General features: G+C 63.6%; 14 protein-coding genes and 1 tRNA gene. 8 read left to right on the forward strand and 7 right to left on the reverse strand.

Annotated elements, in window-relative coordinates:
• The first annotated feature begins 95 nt into the window (after positions 1 to 95).
• A complete protein-coding gene (locus H4I97_RS02770; RefSeq protein WP_182306430.1) occupies positions 96 to 1,079 on the forward strand; it encodes a zinc-dependent alcohol dehydrogenase family protein in 984 nt (327 codons plus the stop codon).
• A 16-nt stretch (positions 1,080 to 1,095) separates the two neighbouring features.
• Here H4I97_RS02770 and H4I97_RS02775 read toward each other — a convergent pair whose 3' ends face one another.
• On the reverse strand, positions 1,096 to 1,563 hold the full coding sequence (locus H4I97_RS02775; RefSeq protein ID WP_182306431.1) for a MarR family winged helix-turn-helix transcriptional regulator: 468 nt from the start codon (positions 1,561 to 1,563) through the stop codon (positions 1,096 to 1,098).
• A 92-nt stretch (positions 1,564 to 1,655) separates the two neighbouring features.
• Here H4I97_RS02775 and H4I97_RS02780 point away from each other — a divergent pair, with 92 nt between their 5' ends.
• Complete coding sequence (locus tag H4I97_RS02780; RefSeq protein WP_182306432.1) at positions 1,656 to 1,832, forward strand: hypothetical protein; 177 nt, start codon at positions 1,656 to 1,658, stop codon at positions 1,830 to 1,832.
• Positions 1,833 to 1,883: 51 nt separating this feature from the next.
• Complete coding sequence (locus H4I97_RS02785) at positions 1,884 to 2,579, forward strand: fumarylacetoacetate hydrolase family protein (protein WP_182306433.1); 696 nt, start codon at positions 1,884 to 1,886, stop codon at positions 2,577 to 2,579.
• 48 nt (positions 2,580 to 2,627) lie between these two features.
• On the opposite strand, the gene H4I97_RS02790 is transcribed toward H4I97_RS02785, so the two are convergent.
• The gene (locus H4I97_RS02790; protein WP_182306434.1) at positions 2,628 to 3,521 is read right to left on the reverse strand and encodes an NAD-dependent epimerase/dehydratase family protein; all 894 of its coding nucleotides are present in this window, start codon (positions 3,519 to 3,521) and stop codon (positions 2,628 to 2,630) included.
• Positions 3,522 to 3,564: 43 nt separating this feature from the next.
• Positions 3,565 to 4,347, reverse strand: a complete 783-nt coding sequence (locus tag H4I97_RS02795; protein ID WP_182306435.1) for an SDR family NAD(P)-dependent oxidoreductase — start codon at positions 4,345 to 4,347, stop codon at positions 3,565 to 3,567.
• Between the two features lie 179 nt (positions 4,348 to 4,526).
• Here H4I97_RS02795 and H4I97_RS02800 point away from each other — a divergent pair, with 179 nt between their 5' ends.
• On the forward strand, positions 4,527 to 5,414 hold the full coding sequence (locus H4I97_RS02800) for a LysR family transcriptional regulator (protein WP_182306436.1): 888 nt from the start codon (positions 4,527 to 4,529) through the stop codon (positions 5,412 to 5,414).
• Between the two features lie 96 nt (positions 5,415 to 5,510).
• Here H4I97_RS02800 and H4I97_RS02805 read toward each other — a convergent pair.
• Both H4I97_RS02805 and cpdR1 read right to left on the reverse strand, forming a co-directional pair.
• Positions 5,511 to 5,585: transfer RNA gene (locus H4I97_RS02805), tRNA-Val, on the reverse strand.
• A gap of 83 nt (positions 5,586 to 5,668) precedes the next feature.
• Positions 5,669 to 6,031 carry a response regulator CpdR1 gene (cpdR1, locus tag H4I97_RS02810; RefSeq protein WP_112689893.1) on the reverse strand — a complete coding sequence of 121 codons (363 nt, stop codon included), beginning with the start codon at positions 6,029 to 6,031 and terminating at the stop codon, positions 5,669 to 5,671.
• Between the two features lie 188 nt (positions 6,032 to 6,219).
• Between cpdR1 and H4I97_RS02815 the strand changes: the two genes are divergently transcribed.
• Together H4I97_RS02815 and hisN are read left to right on the forward strand one after the other, a co-directional pair.
• Positions 6,220 to 7,104 carry an N-formylglutamate amidohydrolase gene (locus tag H4I97_RS02815; protein WP_182306437.1) on the forward strand — a complete coding sequence of 295 codons (885 nt, stop codon included), beginning with the start codon at positions 6,220 to 6,222 and terminating at the stop codon, positions 7,102 to 7,104.
• Positions 7,105 to 7,359: 255 nt separating this feature from the next.
• Positions 7,360 to 8,136: a histidinol-phosphatase gene (hisN, locus tag H4I97_RS02820; protein WP_182306438.1), complete on the forward strand. Its 777-nt coding sequence runs from the start codon at positions 7,360 to 7,362 to the stop codon at positions 8,134 to 8,136.
• A 15-nt stretch (positions 8,137 to 8,151) separates the two neighbouring features.
• Here the strand turns inward: hisN and H4I97_RS02825 are convergent, their stop codons facing one another.
• On the reverse strand, positions 8,152 to 9,108 hold the full coding sequence (locus H4I97_RS02825) for an alpha/beta fold hydrolase (RefSeq protein ID WP_182306439.1): 957 nt from the start codon (positions 9,106 to 9,108) through the stop codon (positions 8,152 to 8,154).
• A gap of 394 nt (positions 9,109 to 9,502) precedes the next feature.
• Between H4I97_RS02825 and H4I97_RS02830 the strand changes: the two genes are divergently transcribed.
• Positions 9,503 to 9,970, forward strand: coding sequence for an Hsp20 family protein (locus H4I97_RS02830; protein WP_182306440.1), 468 nt, complete (start codon positions 9,503 to 9,505; stop codon positions 9,968 to 9,970).
• 81 nt (positions 9,971 to 10,051) lie between these two features.
• Here the strand turns inward: H4I97_RS02830 and H4I97_RS02835 are convergent, their stop codons facing one another.
• Entirely contained in the window at positions 10,052 to 11,101 is a 1,050-nt protein-coding gene (locus tag H4I97_RS02835; RefSeq protein WP_182306441.1) for a threonine aldolase family protein, read from the reverse strand.
• A gap of 462 nt (positions 11,102 to 11,563) precedes the next feature.
• On the opposite strand from H4I97_RS02835, the gene gltB reads away from it, so the two are divergent.
• Complete coding sequence (gene gltB / locus H4I97_RS02840) at positions 11,564 to 16,255, forward strand: glutamate synthase large subunit (RefSeq protein ID WP_244658753.1); 4,692 nt, start codon at positions 11,564 to 11,566, stop codon at positions 16,253 to 16,255.
• The last annotated feature ends 65 nt before the right edge of the window (positions 16,256 to 16,320 follow it).

Raw genomic sequence — 16,320 nt, forward strand, 5'->3', positions numbered from 1 at the left:
CCTTGGCGACGGCTGGGGAAAGGTCTTGGCGACCGGGTTTGTTCCACCTCCCGTGGCGGGCGTGGCGGCGCTCGGGGCAAAGGAAGGAGCTGAGGATGAGAGCGATGGTTCTTCATGCGCCGGGCGAGCGCCTGCGGCTCGAAGAGCGGCCGGATCTCGAACCGGGCGAGGGCGAGATCGTCGCAAGCGTCGAGGCCTGTGCAGTCTGCCGGACCGACCTGCATGTGGTCGACGGTGATCTCACCCGGCCGAAGCTCCCCCTGGTTCCGGGCCATGAGGTGGTCGGCATCGTTTCGAAGGTCGGTCCCGGTGTCAGAAACCTCTCGGTCGGCATGCGGATCGGCATTCCCTGGCTCGGGCACACCTGCGGTTGCTGCTCCTATTGCAGGGACGGTCGCGAAAACCTCTGCGACGATCCCGGCTTTACCGGCTATACGCGCGACGGCGGCTTCGCCACCGAGATCAAAGCGGACGCGGGCTACTGCTTTCCGCTTGCCGGGTTCGACGATCCGGTTGCGGTCGCACCACTGATGTGCGCCGGCCTGATCGGCTGGCGTTCACTGAAGATGGCAGGCGAAGGGAAGCGCATCGGCATCTACGGCTTCGGCGCTGCCGCACACATCATCGCGCAGGTCTGTCGCCACCAGGGGCGCGAGGTTTACGCCTTTACGCGTAGCGGCGACACGGCAGCCCAGGACATGGCCCTGTCGCTCGGTGCGGTATGGGCCGGCGGGTCCGAGGAAGCGCCGCCGTGCCTTCTCGACGCGGCCATTATCTTCGCCCCTGTCGGTGATCTGGTGCCGGCGGCGCTGCGGGTGGTGGCAAAGGGCGGCCGGGTCGTCTGCGGCGGTATCCACATGAGCGACATTCCGCAATTTCCCTACGAGATCCTCTGGGGCGAGCGGCAGATACTCTCGGTCGCCAATCTCACGCGCAGGGACGCCGTCGAGTTCCTCGAGCTGGCGCCACGGACGGGCGTCAGGACGACGACCACCGTCTATCCTCTCGAGCGCGCCAACGAGGCGCTCGACGATTTGCGCGCCGGGCGGTTCCAGGGCGCGGCCGTGCTCGTACCGTAGATCCGAGACAGCGGGCCTATTGCTGCCAGTCGACCCGCAGCGGCGCGCGGCTTTTCTCGTTCGTATGATCGGCCACCTTGCGCAACAGTGACACGAACTGCTCGCGTTCCGCATGTTCGAGAGCCCCCAGCAGTTCTTCCTGCAGGCGCCAGACGATCGGCCGGATCTTCTGCAACGTTTCCGCGCCGCCTTCCGTCAGGTAGAGCCTGCGCGCGCGTCGGTCGTTCGGATTCGTCTCGCGACGAACCAGCTCTTTCTGCACCAGGCGATCGATGACGCCGCCGATCGTCACGCGATCATAGGCGATGTGGCTTGCGACCGACGCCTGGTCTAGGCCCGGCATGGAATTGATCGCGATCAGCGCGGCATATTGCACCGGCGTCAGATCAAAGCCTTCCTTGGATGTTTCTTCGACAAACAACGATACAGTAACCTGATTCAGACGGCGAATCAGGTGCCCCGGCATTTCATAGATTTCAAGCATCTCGAAAATGTGCCCCCCACAGTTCGATTCCTTCCGTCTAGCGTCATTTGTGCGAACAAAAAAGACCCACCCGTGAGAGTTGACGTTAGGTCGTGCGCAACCTTTCCGGTGAATTGATCTTTGGCAACTTTGAAGCAAGTGAGGATTACTTTTGTTGGTTCTTCTCACCTTTAGGTTGCTTTTTCTTGTCGGATAGTGGTCTGTGGTTCCGTCCCGTGACCGATGTCGAGTTTGCTTTTGCGCCGAAGACGCCGCTGGTGCATACCTGAACGCACATCCGCCGGTTTGCGGATCCATGTTCAAGGAGCAAGCGAAGACAAATGAAGGCATTGTTCGAGATTCCGGCATCGCCAGTCGTGCCGGTCGAGGGGGAAGACGCCGGCTACCCCGTCCATCGGATCTTCTGCGTCGGCCGCAATTATGCGGCGCACGCGGCAGAGATGGGCGCCGAGGTCGATCGTGAAGAGCCGTTCTACTTCACCAAGCCGGCGAGCGCGATCGTGCTTTCCGGGGCTGAAATTCCCTATCCGCCGGGAACGAGCAACCTGCATCATGAAATGGAACTGGTGGTTGCGATCGGTGCGCCGCTGTTCAAGGCGGGCACCGAAGAGGCGGCGAAGGCGATCTACGGCTACGCCTGTGGCCTCGACATGACGCGGCGGGACCTTCAGCAGGCGGCCCGCGTCAAGCAGCGGCCGTGGGACCTCGGCAAGGCCTTCGAGAATTCGGCGGTAATCGGCCGCGTCACCAAAGCCGCGACCTTCCCCGGCATCGGCGACCAGCGCATCTGGCTCAAGGTCGGCGATGAGATGCGTCAGGATGCACGGCTTTCCGAGCTCGCCTGGTCGGTTCCGGAGCTGATCAGCCACCTGTCGCGGTACTACCACCTGAGACAGGGCGACCTTCTCTATACCGGCACACCCGCGGGCGTCGGTCCGGTTGTCGCCGGCGACAGGATCACCGGCGGCATCGACGGGCTCGAACCGATCGAACTGTCGATCGGCCCAGCCGAGTGAGGCAACGGCCGGTTCCGCTGATGATGGCGGTACCGGCCGGCGATTTCGTCAGGCGGAGACGTATTTCCGCCAATCGTGCTCTTCCCTGAAGCCGAGAACCTCGCGGATCTTGCGATTCGAAATCGGGGCCTCGAAGCCTTCGATCGGGCGGCTGTGCGGTGTGCCGGGTGCCCAGCGTTTCAGGAACTCGGCGGTCGGCTCATTCGCCGTGATCGTGTCGTTGACGGCGTTGAAGACCTGGTAGCCGAGCCCGTCCTTTTCCACGCACAGATGCACGATCTGGCCGAGGTCACGCGCGTCGATATAGCTCCAGGCATTGCGCTTGCGCGACGGCGGATCGGCGATGAAGGCCGGGAAGCGGTCGTATTCATGCGGCTCGATGACATTGCCGATCCGCAGCGCGTAGATGTCGGCGCCGGAGCGCATCGCGAAGGCGCGGGCGGTCTTCTCGTTGACCACCTTGGAGAGGCCATAGCTATCCATCGGGTCGATGTCGTAGTCTTCTTCGAGCGGGAACTGGTGGAAGTCCTTGTCGCCCTCGGCGAAGCAGACGCCGTAGGTCGTCTCGCTCGAGGCGATGATGATCTTGCGGATGCCGAGTTTCACCGCCGCCTCGATGACGTTGTAGGTGGAGGCGACATTGACCAGGAAAGTCGTGTTGTCGGGGCGCATCATCAGGCGAGGTATTGCTGCGAAGTGCACCACCGCGTCGACCGGCGCCGGTCCCTTGCCGGTCTCGAGGCCATCGAAGCCGAAATGCATCGAAAGCGCGTTGAACACCTGGCTGCCGTCGCTGACGTCGGTCAACAGCGTATTGACGCGAGGATGGTCGAGCGGCACCTGATCAAGGTTCAGCACCTCGTGGCCCTTGTCAACGAGATAGGGAACGACGTGGCGACCGGCCTTGCCGCTGCCGCCGGTGAAGACGATGCGTTTCGTCATTGGGTATCCTCCGGATATGTGTTTGCGTGTGTAGTAGGATCGGTCAGGGCATCAACTGCCCACCGTTCACCTCCAGCGTCTGGCCGATCATGTAGCCGGACAGCGACTTCGAGGCGAGGAACAGGTAGGCACCGACGCAGTCTTCGGGCGTGCCGAAACGCTTTTGCGGTACGGTTGCGAGCTGGGCTTCCAGTTGCTGCGCAGTCGAGTAACGCTCGTGGAAGGGCGTCAGGATGACGCCCGGCGCCACGGCATTCACGCGGATGTCGTAGGCGATCAGTTCCTTCGCCATGCCGCGGGTGACATTGGCGACGAAGGCCTTGGCCGAGCCGTAGATGCCGGCACCGCCGCTCGCGCCGTTGCGGGCGGCAATCGAGGTCGTGTTGACGATGAAGCCGCCGCCCTGCTTCTTCATGTGCGGAATGGCGGCCCTCGACGCGGCGAGAACCGAACGGGCGTTGAGATCCATCACCGCGTCGTAGTGGTCGTCCGTCATCTCTTCGTAGCTGAGCCGCGCGACCATGCCGCCGGCATTGTTGACGACACCATCAAGTCGCCCGAAGGCTTCGGCGGCCTCATCGACGATGCGCGCCATCTCGCCGGAACGCGTTGCGTCCGCCTGCAGCAGCTTCACCTTTCCGCCGGTAGCGGCGATCTCCCCGCCGAGTTTTTCCGCGGCGTCGATGCTCGCGTGGTAGTGGAGCCCGACCATCGCGCCCTGTTCCGCAAAGGCCCGGGCGAGCGCCGCGCCGATGCCGGTCGAGGCTCCGGTGATGAGGACCGCCTTGCCGGCGAGATCGGGAATGACGAGGGTTGGCGCGGCCATGATGCTTATCTCCCATGCCGAGCGGAACGGAAGCCTCCGCACTGCCCGCAATTGTCCATACCGCTCGCCGAGGGTCTCGGCGAGCGGTTCAGCGCGACCATGCAGATTCCTGTTTGATCCGTCCAATAGAAGATATAGATGCGATTATTCTCTGAAATTGCATAATCGAGGGCGTCGCCATGGAGCTTCGGCAACTGCACTATTTCGTCACGGCGGCAAAGGTCGAGCATTTCACCGTGGCTGCCCGCCAGCTCAATATCGTGCAGTCGGCGCTGTCGAGCGCGATCAAGGCGCTCGAAGAGGAGCTCGACGCCAAGCTCTTCGTCCGCAGCACCCGCCAGGTCCGGTTGACGCAGGCGGGACGCACATTGCTGGAAAAGGCGCAGATCGTCCTCGATGCCGCGCAGGAGGCGCGCGACAGCGTGCAGGCGGTGCAGGACGCCCGCCGCGGCAAGATCGGCATCGGCACCGTCCAGGGTCTCTCGCCCTTCGTAGACCTGCCCGCGCTGCTTGCCGAGTTTCATCGCCGGCATCCGGAGGTCGAGGTCAGGCTCTGCCAGGGCGGGCTGGCGCATCTGATCGACAAGCTGAGGAACGGCCTCATCGATCTCGCCTTCCTGCCGGTCGTCGATACGCCGCCCGACATCGTCACCCGCATGATCGCCTGCGAGGACCTTGTGGTCGTCTGTGCGCCGGGCCATCCGCTCGCGCGGCTGAACTCGATCGCCCTTGCCGACCTCGTCGGCCATGCCTTCGTCGACTTCGAACCCGACCGCGGCACACGACGCTTGATCGACGACGCCTTCTCCGCCCGTCGCCTCGAACGGCGGACCGCCTTCGAAGTCAGCGATCTCGACAGCCTCATGGAACTCGTCGGCCACGGGCTCGGCATCGCCCTGGTGCCGGAAACCGTCGCCGCTGCGTGGCAGGGGGAGATCCATGTCGCAGAGATCGCGGATGCGGAAATCTGCTGGGAACTGGTCGTCGCCTCGCCGGCGAAGTTCTCCGACGGTGCGAGCGGCGGCGCCCCCCACACGTTTCTGGAGCTGCTTCCGGAGGTGGAGTGAGGCCGGGAACGGACTGATTCGCGGCTCGTCCGAGGTATCCGGAGAAACGAAAAAGGGCTCGCCGGTATTTCGGCAAGCCCTTGATCTGAATAGGGATGGTGGGCGTGACAAGGATCGAACTTGTGACCCCTACGATGTCAACGTAGTGCTCTCCCGCTGAGCTACACGCCCATCCGATGGCGGCTTAAGACCACAAAACCCTCTGTCCCGTCAATAGGGTTTTTTCGGTTTTGTGACGAGTTTTTTCAAACCCGTTACGCCGCAAGGAGTTTGTTCACCTCGTTGACGAGGTCGCGCAGGTGGAAGGGCTTCGAAAGCACCTTCGCGTCCTTCGGAGCCTTCGAATCGGCGTTCAGCGCAACGGCGGCAAAGCCGGTGATGAACATCACCTTGAGGTCGGGATCGAGTTCGGTCGCACGGCGCGCCAGTTCGATGCCGTCCATCTCGGGCATGACGATGTCGGTCAACAGCAGGGAGAAGGGCTCCTCGCGAAGATGATCGTAGGCGCTGGCGCCGTTGTCGTAGGAAGAGACCTTGTACCCGGCCTTTTCCAGGGCCTTCACCAGGAATCGGCGCATGTCGTTGTCGTCTTCGGCGAGAAGGATTTTCTGAGTCATGTATGGACCGCTACTCGTACTGATAGAAGGAATGGATTCCGGCCGTCACGCTACTGCCACCGGGGTAAACATCCGGTGAACTCGCGTGTCCGCGCCGTCCTGCCGCTTGCTATACTATGGACTTCGCCGGGGCTAGCTGGCAACATATCCATTGTTGCAAGTTGTTGATTTGGTAAAGAAGGGGCGCGATGGAGGAGACGTACTGGGATCCGGAGCTGTTCGAGGTGCGCGAGCCCGAGACGCAAACAATCCCCTTCGTCTACAATTCGCCCCACAGCGGCCGTCGCTACAGTCGGGCCTTTCTGGAAAGCTCGAGGCTTGATGCGCTCGGCATTCGCCGCTCGGAGGATCACTTCGTCGACGAGCTGTTTTCCGCCGCTCCCGCTCTTGGGGCGCCCATGCTGCTCGCCCATTTCCCGCGCGCCTATGTCGACGTGAACCGCGAGCCGTACGAACTCGACCCGCGCATGTTTATCGACGCGGTGCCGCCCTATGCCAACAGCAATTCGGTTCGCGTGGCGGGCGGGCTCGGAACCATTCCACGCATCGTCGCGGAGAACGTCGAGATCTATCAGCGCCGCCTTCCGGTCGCCGAGGCGCTCTCCCGGATCGATACGATCTATAAGCCGTATCATGCCTGCCTGCGCAAGCTGATCGCCCGCACCCATGCGCGCTTCGGATTCGGCGTGCTGATCGATTGCCACTCCATGCCCGGCAATATCCGCATTGCCGGCACCGGTGTCCGTCCGGATTTCATCGTCGGTGACCGCTACGGCACCAGCGCCTCGGCGGATCTTTCCAATGCGGCCATCGCACTTCTGGAGGATCTCGGCTTCACCGCCGTGCGCAACAAGCCCTATGCCGGCGGGTTCATCACCGAGCATTACGGTCGACCGGTGAAGGGGCTGCACGCGTTGCAGATCGAGGTGAACCGGGCGCTCTACGTCGACGAGACGAACCTCGCCAAGCGGCCGCACTTCGCAGCCCTCGCCGGATCGCTCTCCGTTTTCATGGAAGGCATGGCGGAGTTCGTCGCCCGCTATACGGGCGACAGCGCGCTCGCCGCCGAATAAGCCGCTGCCCAAACGCCAAAAAAAACCGCGCCATGGGCGCGGTCAAATCTAGGGAGGAAACACCCAAGGAGGGTATTTACAGTCCGAAGACTGTGGCCTTACGCTAATATTGCACCGCACAAGAGTCAACAGATTTTGACATGTTTTTGTGCATGGCGTCATTTTGAGCATTTCTTGGGCGTTGCGCGAACATTGCAAAATGGAACAAGTCGGATAAGACAGTCCGTCTGTCACGTCCCAGAAACGGAAAACCCCATGCGTCCCGACCGCGCTTTCTTCGACCGCCTCGCCGAGGCAGCCAGGGCAGAAACCTTGCCGCGTTTCCGCTCGCCCCTCAATGTGGTGAACAAGGAGGCGCTGGGCTTCGACCCTGTCACGGAAGGCGACCGTGCGGCTGAAGCGGCCATCCGCACGATCATCGCGTCGGAATATCCCGAGCACGGCATCCTGGGCGAGGAGCACGACAATGTCGGCATCGACCGGGAGCAGGTCTGGGTCATCGACCCGATCGACGGAACGCGGGCCTTCATCTCCGGCGTGCCGGTCTGGGGCACGCTGATCGGCTTCCAGGATAAGGGGCGGGCCGTCATGGGCATGATGGATCAGCCGTTTACCGGCGAACGCTACTTTGCCGACGGCGAGCATGCCTGGTACAGCGGGCCGGACGGCGAGCAGCGGATCAACACCCGCGACTGCGAACGCCTCGAGGACGCCATCCTCTTCACCACTTCACCGCATCTCTTTCAGGGAGTGGAGGCCGAGCGCTTCAAGGCAGTGCAGGATAAGGTCCGTCTCTTCCGCTACGGCATCGACTGCTACGCCTACGTGCTCCTCGCCGCCGGCCATATCGATCTCGTCGTCGAGACGGTATTGAAGCCCTACGACGTGGGTGCCCTTATCCCGATCATCGAACAGGCAGGCGGCAAGATCACCACCTGGACCGGCGGCCGGCCGGAGGCGGGCGGTTCAATCGTCGCTGCCGGCAACGAGGCGCTGCACGCGCAGGCACTCGCCATCCTTTCCGGCAAGTGATTTCCGGGCCGGTCCTCAGGGAACGGCGGGACCCTCGTCGCTTCCCGGGATGAAGGCCTCGATCGCTGCGAGCGCCTGGGCGCGGTAGCGGTCACGCTCCTGCAGCAGCTCGTGGCGGGCGCCCGGGACGGGCACGAATTGCGCCGCCCGGAAATAGTGCGAGAGGCGTTCCTGACTGGCGAAGGGCACCAGCTCGTCGTTTCCCGGGGAAATCATCACCGTCGGTACCATGATCGAAGCGAGGTGGGCCGGGTCCGAGACCATCCGCATCGCCGTCTGTGCCTCGTAGAGCCATCGCGCCGTCGGCGGGCCGAGTGCGAGTTCCGGATGAGCGCGCAGGATGTCCTGATTGCGGCGATAGCGCTCCGGATCCGAGGTGACGGGATTGCCTTCGAAGGGGGCGAGCGGTGAGTCGGAGGTAAGCCGCAGCCGGCCGAGCCCGGTCCAGCGCAGGAGCGCCGACAAGAGGTAGATCTTGCCGGCGGAAAGCTTTTGGCCGCCGAGGCCGACGAAGGGCGAGAGCAGCACCATCCGGTCGATGCGGTTGGCAAGTCTCGGCGCCGCTGCAAGCGCAATCAGCCCGCCGGTCGAATGGGCGACGAGATAGAAGGGAAGGCGGGTATCCGGCAGCACGATCTGCTCGAGGAAGAGCTCGAGATCGCGCACGTAATCGGAAAACCGCGCGACATGTCCGAGGCGCGGGTTCTTGAGCAATCGTTGCGAACCGCCCTGTCCGCGAAAATCGAAAGTCGCGACCCACAGCCCGCGGGCGGTCAGGTCATTGATCGTCTCGTAGTATTTCTCGATCGATTCGTTGCGCCCGTGCAGCAGGACGACCGTGCCTTTGGCCACTCGGTCAGGTGCGCGGAATATCGCGTAACGCAGCTTTGCGCCGCGGTGCCCCTGGAAAAAGCCGGCAATGTGATTTCCCGGAACCGGGTTCCCCGGTGTCTCGTGAAGGACAACTTCCATGCCGCCGCGCCCCGAATCATACCCCCGAGCGGGATTGCCCGAACTTGATCGGGATAGGATGAAGCCCGGAGGAGGTCAAAGAAAAAAGCCGGAACCACCGCGCACGGGAAGAGGTTGGCGGTTCCGGCGAATTTGGACCGAAGGCGAAGGGACGACTGCTCCGGCCGTCGGGGGTGGCCCCGATGATTTCGTTCTATCGAACGCCCACTGAACGGGGTTTGAACCGCGCGTTCATCACCGGTTCATCCCGGTGCCACCGCCTCTTGAATCCGCTGGAGGGCCTTCCCATGTTGTTGATGCGGTCGCCACAAGGGGCCGTCGAGTGGTTCCGGCGCCGCCTGGAAGGGGCTCTGGAACCGGTTATCGCAATCCGTCGCTTCATCAGGAGGACACCATGCGTCACGTTGATTTTTCACCGCTCTACCGTTCCACGGTCGGTTTCGACCGGCTGTTCACCATGCTCGACGGCCTCGGCCAGCCCGAGCAGGCGCAGACCTATCCGCCCTACAACATCGAACGTACGGGCGAGAACACCTACCGGATCACCATGGCCGTCGCCGGTTTCGATGAAACCGAGCTGACGATTGAAGCCCATGCCCATGTTCTGACCGTCAAGGGCGAGAAGTCCGAAGACGAAAAGTCCCAGCAGACCGAGTATCTCTATCGCGGCATTGCCAAGCGCGCCTTCGAGCGCCGCTTTCAGCTGGCCGACCATGTGGAAGTGAAAAGCGCTTCCCTGAAGAACGGCCTGCTGCACATCGACCTTCTCCGCAACATTCCGGAAGCCATGAAACCGCGAAAGATCGCGATCGCGGCCGACGCCGTGAACGCGCCGAAGGCCATCGAGGCCCACGTTAACTAAATCTGCGATCTTCTCGCAGAAGAGGCGGCTTCCGCGCGGAAGCCGCCTTTTTCATGCCCGGTTCCCGCCGGAAGCCTCGGCTCAGCCCAGCGCGTCGACGAAGCGGTCGACTTCGTCTTCGGTCGTGGCGAAGCTCGTCACCAGCCGGATCAACTTGTCGTTCTCGCCGAGCAGGTTCGGCAGTTCCTGCGGTACCGGCCAGTCATAGAAGCGTGCGCCACGGCTTTCGGCCAGCGTGGCCGCATCCTTCGAGAGGACCGCGAAGACCTCATTGGTCTCGGTGCTCCAGGCCAGCCGCCCGCGGTTCGATGCGGCGATGCCGGTCCTGAGCCGTGTCGCCATGGCGTTGGCGTGGCGGGCGAGTTCGAGCCACAATCCACCCTCGAAATAGGCTTCGAGCTGTGCGGCGATGAACCGTGTCTTGGAAAAGAGCTGCGCCGAACGCTTGCGGATGAACGGCATGTCTGCGGCCATGTCCGGTTTCATGAAGACGACGGCTTCCGCACACCAGCAGCCGTTCTTGGTACCGCCGAAGGAGAGAATGTCGACGCCGCGCTTCCAGGTCATGTCGGCGGGCGTCGCATCGAGCGCCACCAGCGCATTGGCGAAACGGGCGCCGTCCATGTGCAGCGGCAGGCCGTTGGCACGGGCGACCTCGCCGATCGCCTCGATTTCAGCGAGTGAATAGACGGTGCCGCTCTCGGTCGCCTGGGTGAGGGTGACGGCCATCGGGCGGCCCTGGTGCACGGCGCCCGGCGGATAGCGGTCGATTGCTGCGGCGAGGGTCGTGGGATCGAGCTTGCCGCCCGGTCCTTCGACCGGCACGAGCCGGCACCCGCCGGTCAGGAATTCCGGGGCCCCGCATTCGTCCGCCGTCACATGCGCCTCGGAATGACAGAAGGTCACGCCGCCGGGACGGGCGACGCTTGCAAGTGCGAGCGAGTTCGCCGCCGTCCCGGTGCCGACGAAGAAGACTGCGACCTCGCGCTGAAAAATCTGGTTGAAGCGTTCCTCGATGCGTCTGTCGAGGTCGCTGGTGCCGTAGGCAGCGGCGGCACCTGATGCCTCCTTCACGAGGCTTTCGGCGATGAGCGGGTGGGCACCGGCCCAGTTGTCGGAGGCAAAGAACATGGATCGGTCCTGTGGTTGCACGAGCTGCGGTTCACCGCGGAGATTAGGGATTTCCGGCCCCGGATCAATGTCTTCCAAGTCGGACCGATCGACCGGGCCGCGACTTGCAAGAAATGCAACGCTCCCTTTGGTGCGGCGAAAGAAAATTTCTGCTGTAATGCAAATCTGGCAATCATCGGTCGACCTCCTGCCGAAATTTTCGGGTTTACTCTTGAAGTGGGGCGGGCTTTCTGTCATAGAAGCGCAAGAATTAGGTCAGATGAGTTGACCTAATTTGAGGTTTTCGGCAGCCGTCACGCAATGCGTCTGTCATGACCTCGGACTAGATTTGCGATAGATTGGCCGCTTGCCATGCAGGTGGACTCGTCATGCGGGTCGGTTCCGGACTTCCCGGAGCGGACCGCGCGTGGCGCAACAGGAGGGAAGGCGATGACGAAGATGGCTCCGTCTGAAGGATCGAAGATGGCTCATGCGCGCGCGGACGAGACGCGTGCCGGGGCAGCGATCAAGCGTGCCGGCCTTCCCGCCAAACAGGGGCTCTACGACCCGTCCAACGAGCACGATGCCTGCGGCGTCGGCTTCATTGCCCACATGAAGGGCGAGAAGTCGCACCAGATCATCAAGGATGGCCTGTTCATCCTCGAGAACATGACCCATCGCGGCGCCGTTGGTGCCGATCCGCTGATGGGTGACGGGGCGGGCCTTCTCCTGCAGATCCCGGACCGCTTCTTCCGCGAGGAAATGGCCAAGCAGGGCATCACTCTGCCGAAGGCGGGCGAATATGCCGTCGGGCACTTCTTCTTCCCGCAGGACGAAGAGCAGATCGCCCATTTCAAGAAGGTCATCGCCGAGGTCTGCCAGGACGAAGGGCAGCACCTGATCGGCTACCGTGACGTTCCGGTCGACAACTCCTCGCTGTCCAAGGCGCCGGAGATCGCCGCCACCGAGCCCCGCCACATTCAGGTCTTCATCGGCGCCGGCCGCGACGCCGCCACCCAGGACGCTTTCGAGCGCCGGCTGTTCCTGCTGCGCAAGGTGATCTCCAACCGCATCTACGACCAGTACGGCGGGCAGGAAACCGGCTTCTACCCCGTTTCGCTGTCGTCCTCGACGATCGTCTACAAGGGCATGTTCCTCGCCTATCAGGTCGGCGCCTATTATCAGGACCTGCGCGACCCGCGCTTCGTCTCGGCCGTGGCGCTCGTCCACCAGCGCTTTTCGACCAACACCTTCCCGTCGTGGAAGCTCGCGCACCCATATCGCATGGTCGCCCACAACGGCGAGATCAACACGCTGCGCGGCAACGTCAACTGGATGGCGGCCCGTCAGGCTTCGGTCTCCTCGCCGCTCTTCGGCGCCGACATCTCCAAGCTCTGGCCGATCTCCTACGAGGGGCAGTCCGATACCGCCTGCTTCGACAACGCGCTCGAATTCCTGATGCGCGGCGGCTATCCGATGGCGCAGGCGGTGATGATGCTGATTCCCGAAGCCTGGGCCGGCAACCAGCTGATGTCGCCCGAGCGCAAGGCCTTCTATGAGTACCATGCCGCGCTGATGGAGCCGTGGGACGGCCCGGCGGCGGTCGCCTTCACCGACGGCAAGCAGATCGGTGCGACGCTCGATCGCAACGGCCTGCGTCCGGCCCGCTATATCGTTACCAGCGACGACCGGGTCATTATGGCCTCGGAAGCGGGAACGCTGCCGGTTCCGGAAGAGCTGATCGTCAAGAAGTGGCGCCTGCAGCCGGGCAAGATGCTGCTCATCGACATGGAGAAGGGGCGGATCATTTCCGACGAGGAGGTGAAGTCCGAACTCGCCAAGACCCATCCCTATCGCGAATGGCTCGACCGCACGCAGCTGATCCTCGAGGACCTGAAGCCGGTCGAACCGCGGGCGCTGCGCCGCGACGTGTCGCTGCTCGATCGCCAGCAGGCCTTCGGTTACACGACCGAGGATACCAAGCTTCTGATGTCGCCGATGGCCACCACCGGCCAGGAAGCGATCGGCTCCATGGGCACCGACACGCCGATCTCGGCGATGTCGCAGAAGTCGAAGCTGCTCTATACCTATTTCAAACAGAACTTCGCGCAGGTCACCAACCCACCGATCGACCCGATCCGCGAAGAGCTGGTCATGAGCCTCGTCTCCTTCATCGGACCGCGGCCGAACCTGCTCGACCACGAAGGCGCGGCCCGGGCCAAGCGGCTCGAAGTGCGCCAGCCGATCCTCACCAACGGCGACCTCGAGAAGATCCGCTCGATCGGCCACACCGAGGACCGTTTCGACACCAAGACGCTCGACTTCACCTATGACGCCGAGCGCGGTGCCGAAGGCATGCCGGAAATGCTCGATCGCCTCTGCGAGCGGGCGGAGGCTGCCGTTCGCGGCGGTTACAACATCATCGTTCTCTCCGACCGCCAGATCGGGCCCGACCGGATCGCTATTCCCGCGCTGCTCGCCACCGCGGCCGTGCATCACCACCTGATCCGCAAGGGGCTTCGGACCTCTGTCGGCATCGTCGTCGAGTCCGGCGAACCGCGCGAAGTGCATCACTTCTGCTGTCTCGCCGGCTACGGCGCCGAGGCGATCAACCCCTATCTCGCCTTCGACACGCTCACCGACATGCACAAGCACGGCGAGTTCCCGAAGGAGGTCGACGCCAGCGAAGTCGTCTACCGCTATATCAAGGCGGTCGGTAAGGGCATCCTCAAGGTCATGTCCAAGATGGGCATCTCGACCTACCAGTCCTATTGCGGCGCGCAGATCTTCGACGCCGTCGGCCTGTCGTCGGAGCTGGTCAGCCAGTACTTCTTCGGCACCGCCACGACCATCGAGGGCATCGGTCTCAAGGAAATCGCGGAAGAGACCGTGAACCGTCACCGCGCCGCCTTCGGCAAGGACCCGGTTCTCGCCAACACCCTCGACATCGGCGGCGAATACGCCTTCCGCATGCGCGGTGAAAACCACGCCTGGAGCCCGGATTCGATTGCCGCTCTCCAGCATGCGGTGCGCGGCAATTCGCGTGACCGCTACCGCGAGTTCGCCCAGATGGTCAACGAGACCTCGCTCCGGCTGAACTCGATCCGCGGCCTCTTCACCATCAAGTCGGCGGAGGCGCTCGGTCGCAAACCGGTGTCGCTCGACGAGGTCGAGCCGGCCGTCGAGATCGTCAAGCGCTTCTCGACGGGTGCCATGTCCTTCGGCTCGATCAGCCGCGAGGCGCATACGACGCTTGCGATCGCGATGAACCGTATCGGCGGCAAGTCGAACACCGGTGAGGGCGGCGAGGAAGCTGACCGCTACACGCCGCTGCTCGACGGTTCGGCCAATCCCGAACGCTCGGCGATCAAGCAGGTGGCTTCCGGCCGCTTCGGCGTGACGACCGAATACCTCGTCAACGCCGACGTGCTGCAGATCAAGGTCGCGCAGGGTGCGAAGCCCGGCGAAGGCGGCCAGCTGCCCGGCCACAAGGTCGATGCGACGATTGCCAAGACCCGCCATTCGACCCCGGGTGTCGGCCTCATCTCGCCGCCGCCGCACCACGACATCTACTCGATCGAGGATCTGGCGCAGCTGATCTTCGACCTGAAGAACGTCAACCCGGTCGCCGACATCTCGGTGAAGCTGGTGTCGGAAGTGGGCGTCGGCACGGTTGCGGCCGGTGTCGCCAAGGCGCGTGCCGACCACATCACCATCTCCGGCTTCGATGGTGGGACCGGCGCTTCGCCGCTCACCTCGCTGAAGCACGCCGGCTCTCCGTGGGAAATCGGCCTTGCCGAAACCCAGCAGACGCTCGTCCTCAACGGGCTTCGCTCGCGCGTCGCCCTGCAGGTGGACGGCGGTCTGAAGACTGGCCGCGACGTCATCATCGGGGCGATGCTCGGTGCCGACGAGTTCGGCTTCGCCACCGCTCCGCTGATCGCGGCGGGTTGCGTGATGATGCGCAAGTGCCATCTGAATACCTGTCCGGTCGGCGTCGCCACCCAGGACCCGGTTCTCCGCAAGCGCTTCAAGGGCGCGCCGGAACACGTCGTCAACTACTTCTTCTTCGTCGCCGAAGAGGTTCGCGAACTCCTGGCCTCGCTCGGCGTGCGCAGGCTCGACGAGATTATCGGCGCCTCGGAATACCTCGAGAAGGAAGAGATGCTCGCCCACTGGAAGGCCAAGGGGCTCGACTTCACCAGGATCTTCCACAAGGTGGAAGCGCCGAAGGAAGCGACCTACTGGACCGAGCGGCAGAAGCATCCGATCGACGACGTGCTCGACCGCAGGCTGATCGAGAAGGCGATGCCGGCTCTCGAAAGCAAGCAGCCGGTGGTCTTCGACGTCGACATCAAGAACGTCGACCGCTCGGCCGGCGCCATGCTGTCGGGCGAAGTCGCCAAGCGCCACGGCTACAAGGGGCTCAAGGACGACACGATCCACGTCACGCTCAGGGGCACGGCGGGGCAGTCCTTCGGCGCCTTCCTCGCCCGCGGCATCACCTTCGATCTCGTCGGTGACGGCAACGACTATGTCGGCAAGGGCCTTTCGGGCGGACGCATCATCGTCCGTCCGCCGGAAAACGCGCGCATCGTCGCGGAGAACTCGATCATCGTCGGCAACACCGTTCTTTACGGTGCCATCGAGGGTGAGTGCTACTTCCGCGGTGTCGCCGGCGAACGCTTCGCCGTGCGCAATTCCGGTGCGGTGGCGGTCGTCGAAGGCGTGGGCGACCACGGCTGCGAGTACATGACCGGCGGTGTCGTCGTCGTGCTCGGGCAGACGGGCCGCAACTTCGCAGCCGGCATGTCCGGCGGCGTCGCCTATGTTCTCGACGAGGAGGGCGACTTCGCCTCCCGCTGCAACATGGCGATGGTCGAGCTGGAGCCGGTGCCGGAAGAGGACGACATGCTGGAGAAGCTGCACCACCACGGCGGCGACCTCATGCACAAGGGCCGCGTCGACGTCTCCGGCGACATGACCCGGCACGACGAGGAACGCCTCTACCAGCTGATCTCGAACCACCTGCACTACACGGGTTCGACGCGGGCAAAGGACGTCCTCGACCGCTGGGCGGAATTCCGTCCGAAGTTCCGTAAGGTGATGCCGGTCGAGTACCGCCGCGCGCTGGAAGAGATGGAACGCATGCGGATGGGCGTGGCGGCGGAATAACCAGGGTCCGCCCCTCACCCGCCTCCGCTTCGCTCGGCGACCCTCTCCCCGTAAACGGGGCGAGG

Origin of the sequence: Ciceribacter thiooxidans (assembly GCF_014126615.1) — a bacterium.
Taxonomy (GTDB): domain Bacteria; phylum Pseudomonadota; class Alphaproteobacteria; order Rhizobiales; family Rhizobiaceae; genus Allorhizobium; species Allorhizobium thiooxidans.

Coding starts and splice junctions, on each gene's coding strand:
- H4I97_RS02775 (WP_182306431.1), bottom strand. CDS start 1,563: ATGCTTGAAATCTATGAAATGCCGGGGCACCTGATTCGCCGTCTGAAT.
- H4I97_RS02835 (WP_182306441.1), bottom strand. CDS start 11,101: ATGTTCTTTGCCTCCGACAACTGGGCCGGTGCCCACCCGCTCATCGCC.
- H4I97_RS02785 (WP_182306433.1), top strand. CDS start 1,884: ATGAAGGCATTGTTCGAGATTCCGGCATCGCCAGTCGTGCCGGTCGAG.
- H4I97_RS02830 (WP_182306440.1), top strand. CDS start 9,503: ATGCGTCACGTTGATTTTTCACCGCTCTACCGTTCCACGGTCGGTTTC.
- cpdR1 (WP_112689893.1), bottom strand. CDS start 6,031: ATGACTCAGAAAATCCTTCTCGCCGAAGACGACAACGACATGCGCCGA.
- H4I97_RS02800 (WP_182306436.1), top strand. CDS start 4,527: ATGGAGCTTCGGCAACTGCACTATTTCGTCACGGCGGCAAAGGTCGAG.
- H4I97_RS02790 (WP_182306434.1), bottom strand. CDS start 3,521: ATGACGAAACGCATCGTCTTCACCGGCGGCAGCGGCAAGGCCGGTCGC.
- gltB (WP_244658753.1), top strand. CDS start 11,564: ATGGCTCATGCGCGCGCGGACGAGACGCGTGCCGGGGCAGCGATCAAG.
- H4I97_RS02825 (WP_182306439.1), bottom strand. CDS start 9,108: ATGGAAGTTGTCCTTCACGAGACACCGGGGAACCCGGTTCCGGGAAAT.
- H4I97_RS02815 (WP_182306437.1), top strand. CDS start 6,220: ATGGAGGAGACGTACTGGGATCCGGAGCTGTTCGAGGTGCGCGAGCCC.
- H4I97_RS02795 (WP_182306435.1), bottom strand. CDS start 4,347: ATGGCCGCGCCAACCCTCGTCATTCCCGATCTCGCCGGCAAGGCGGTC.
- hisN (WP_182306438.1), top strand. CDS start 7,360: ATGCGTCCCGACCGCGCTTTCTTCGACCGCCTCGCCGAGGCAGCCAGG.
- H4I97_RS02770 (WP_182306430.1), top strand. CDS start 96: ATGAGAGCGATGGTTCTTCATGCGCCGGGCGAGCGCCTGCGGCTCGAA.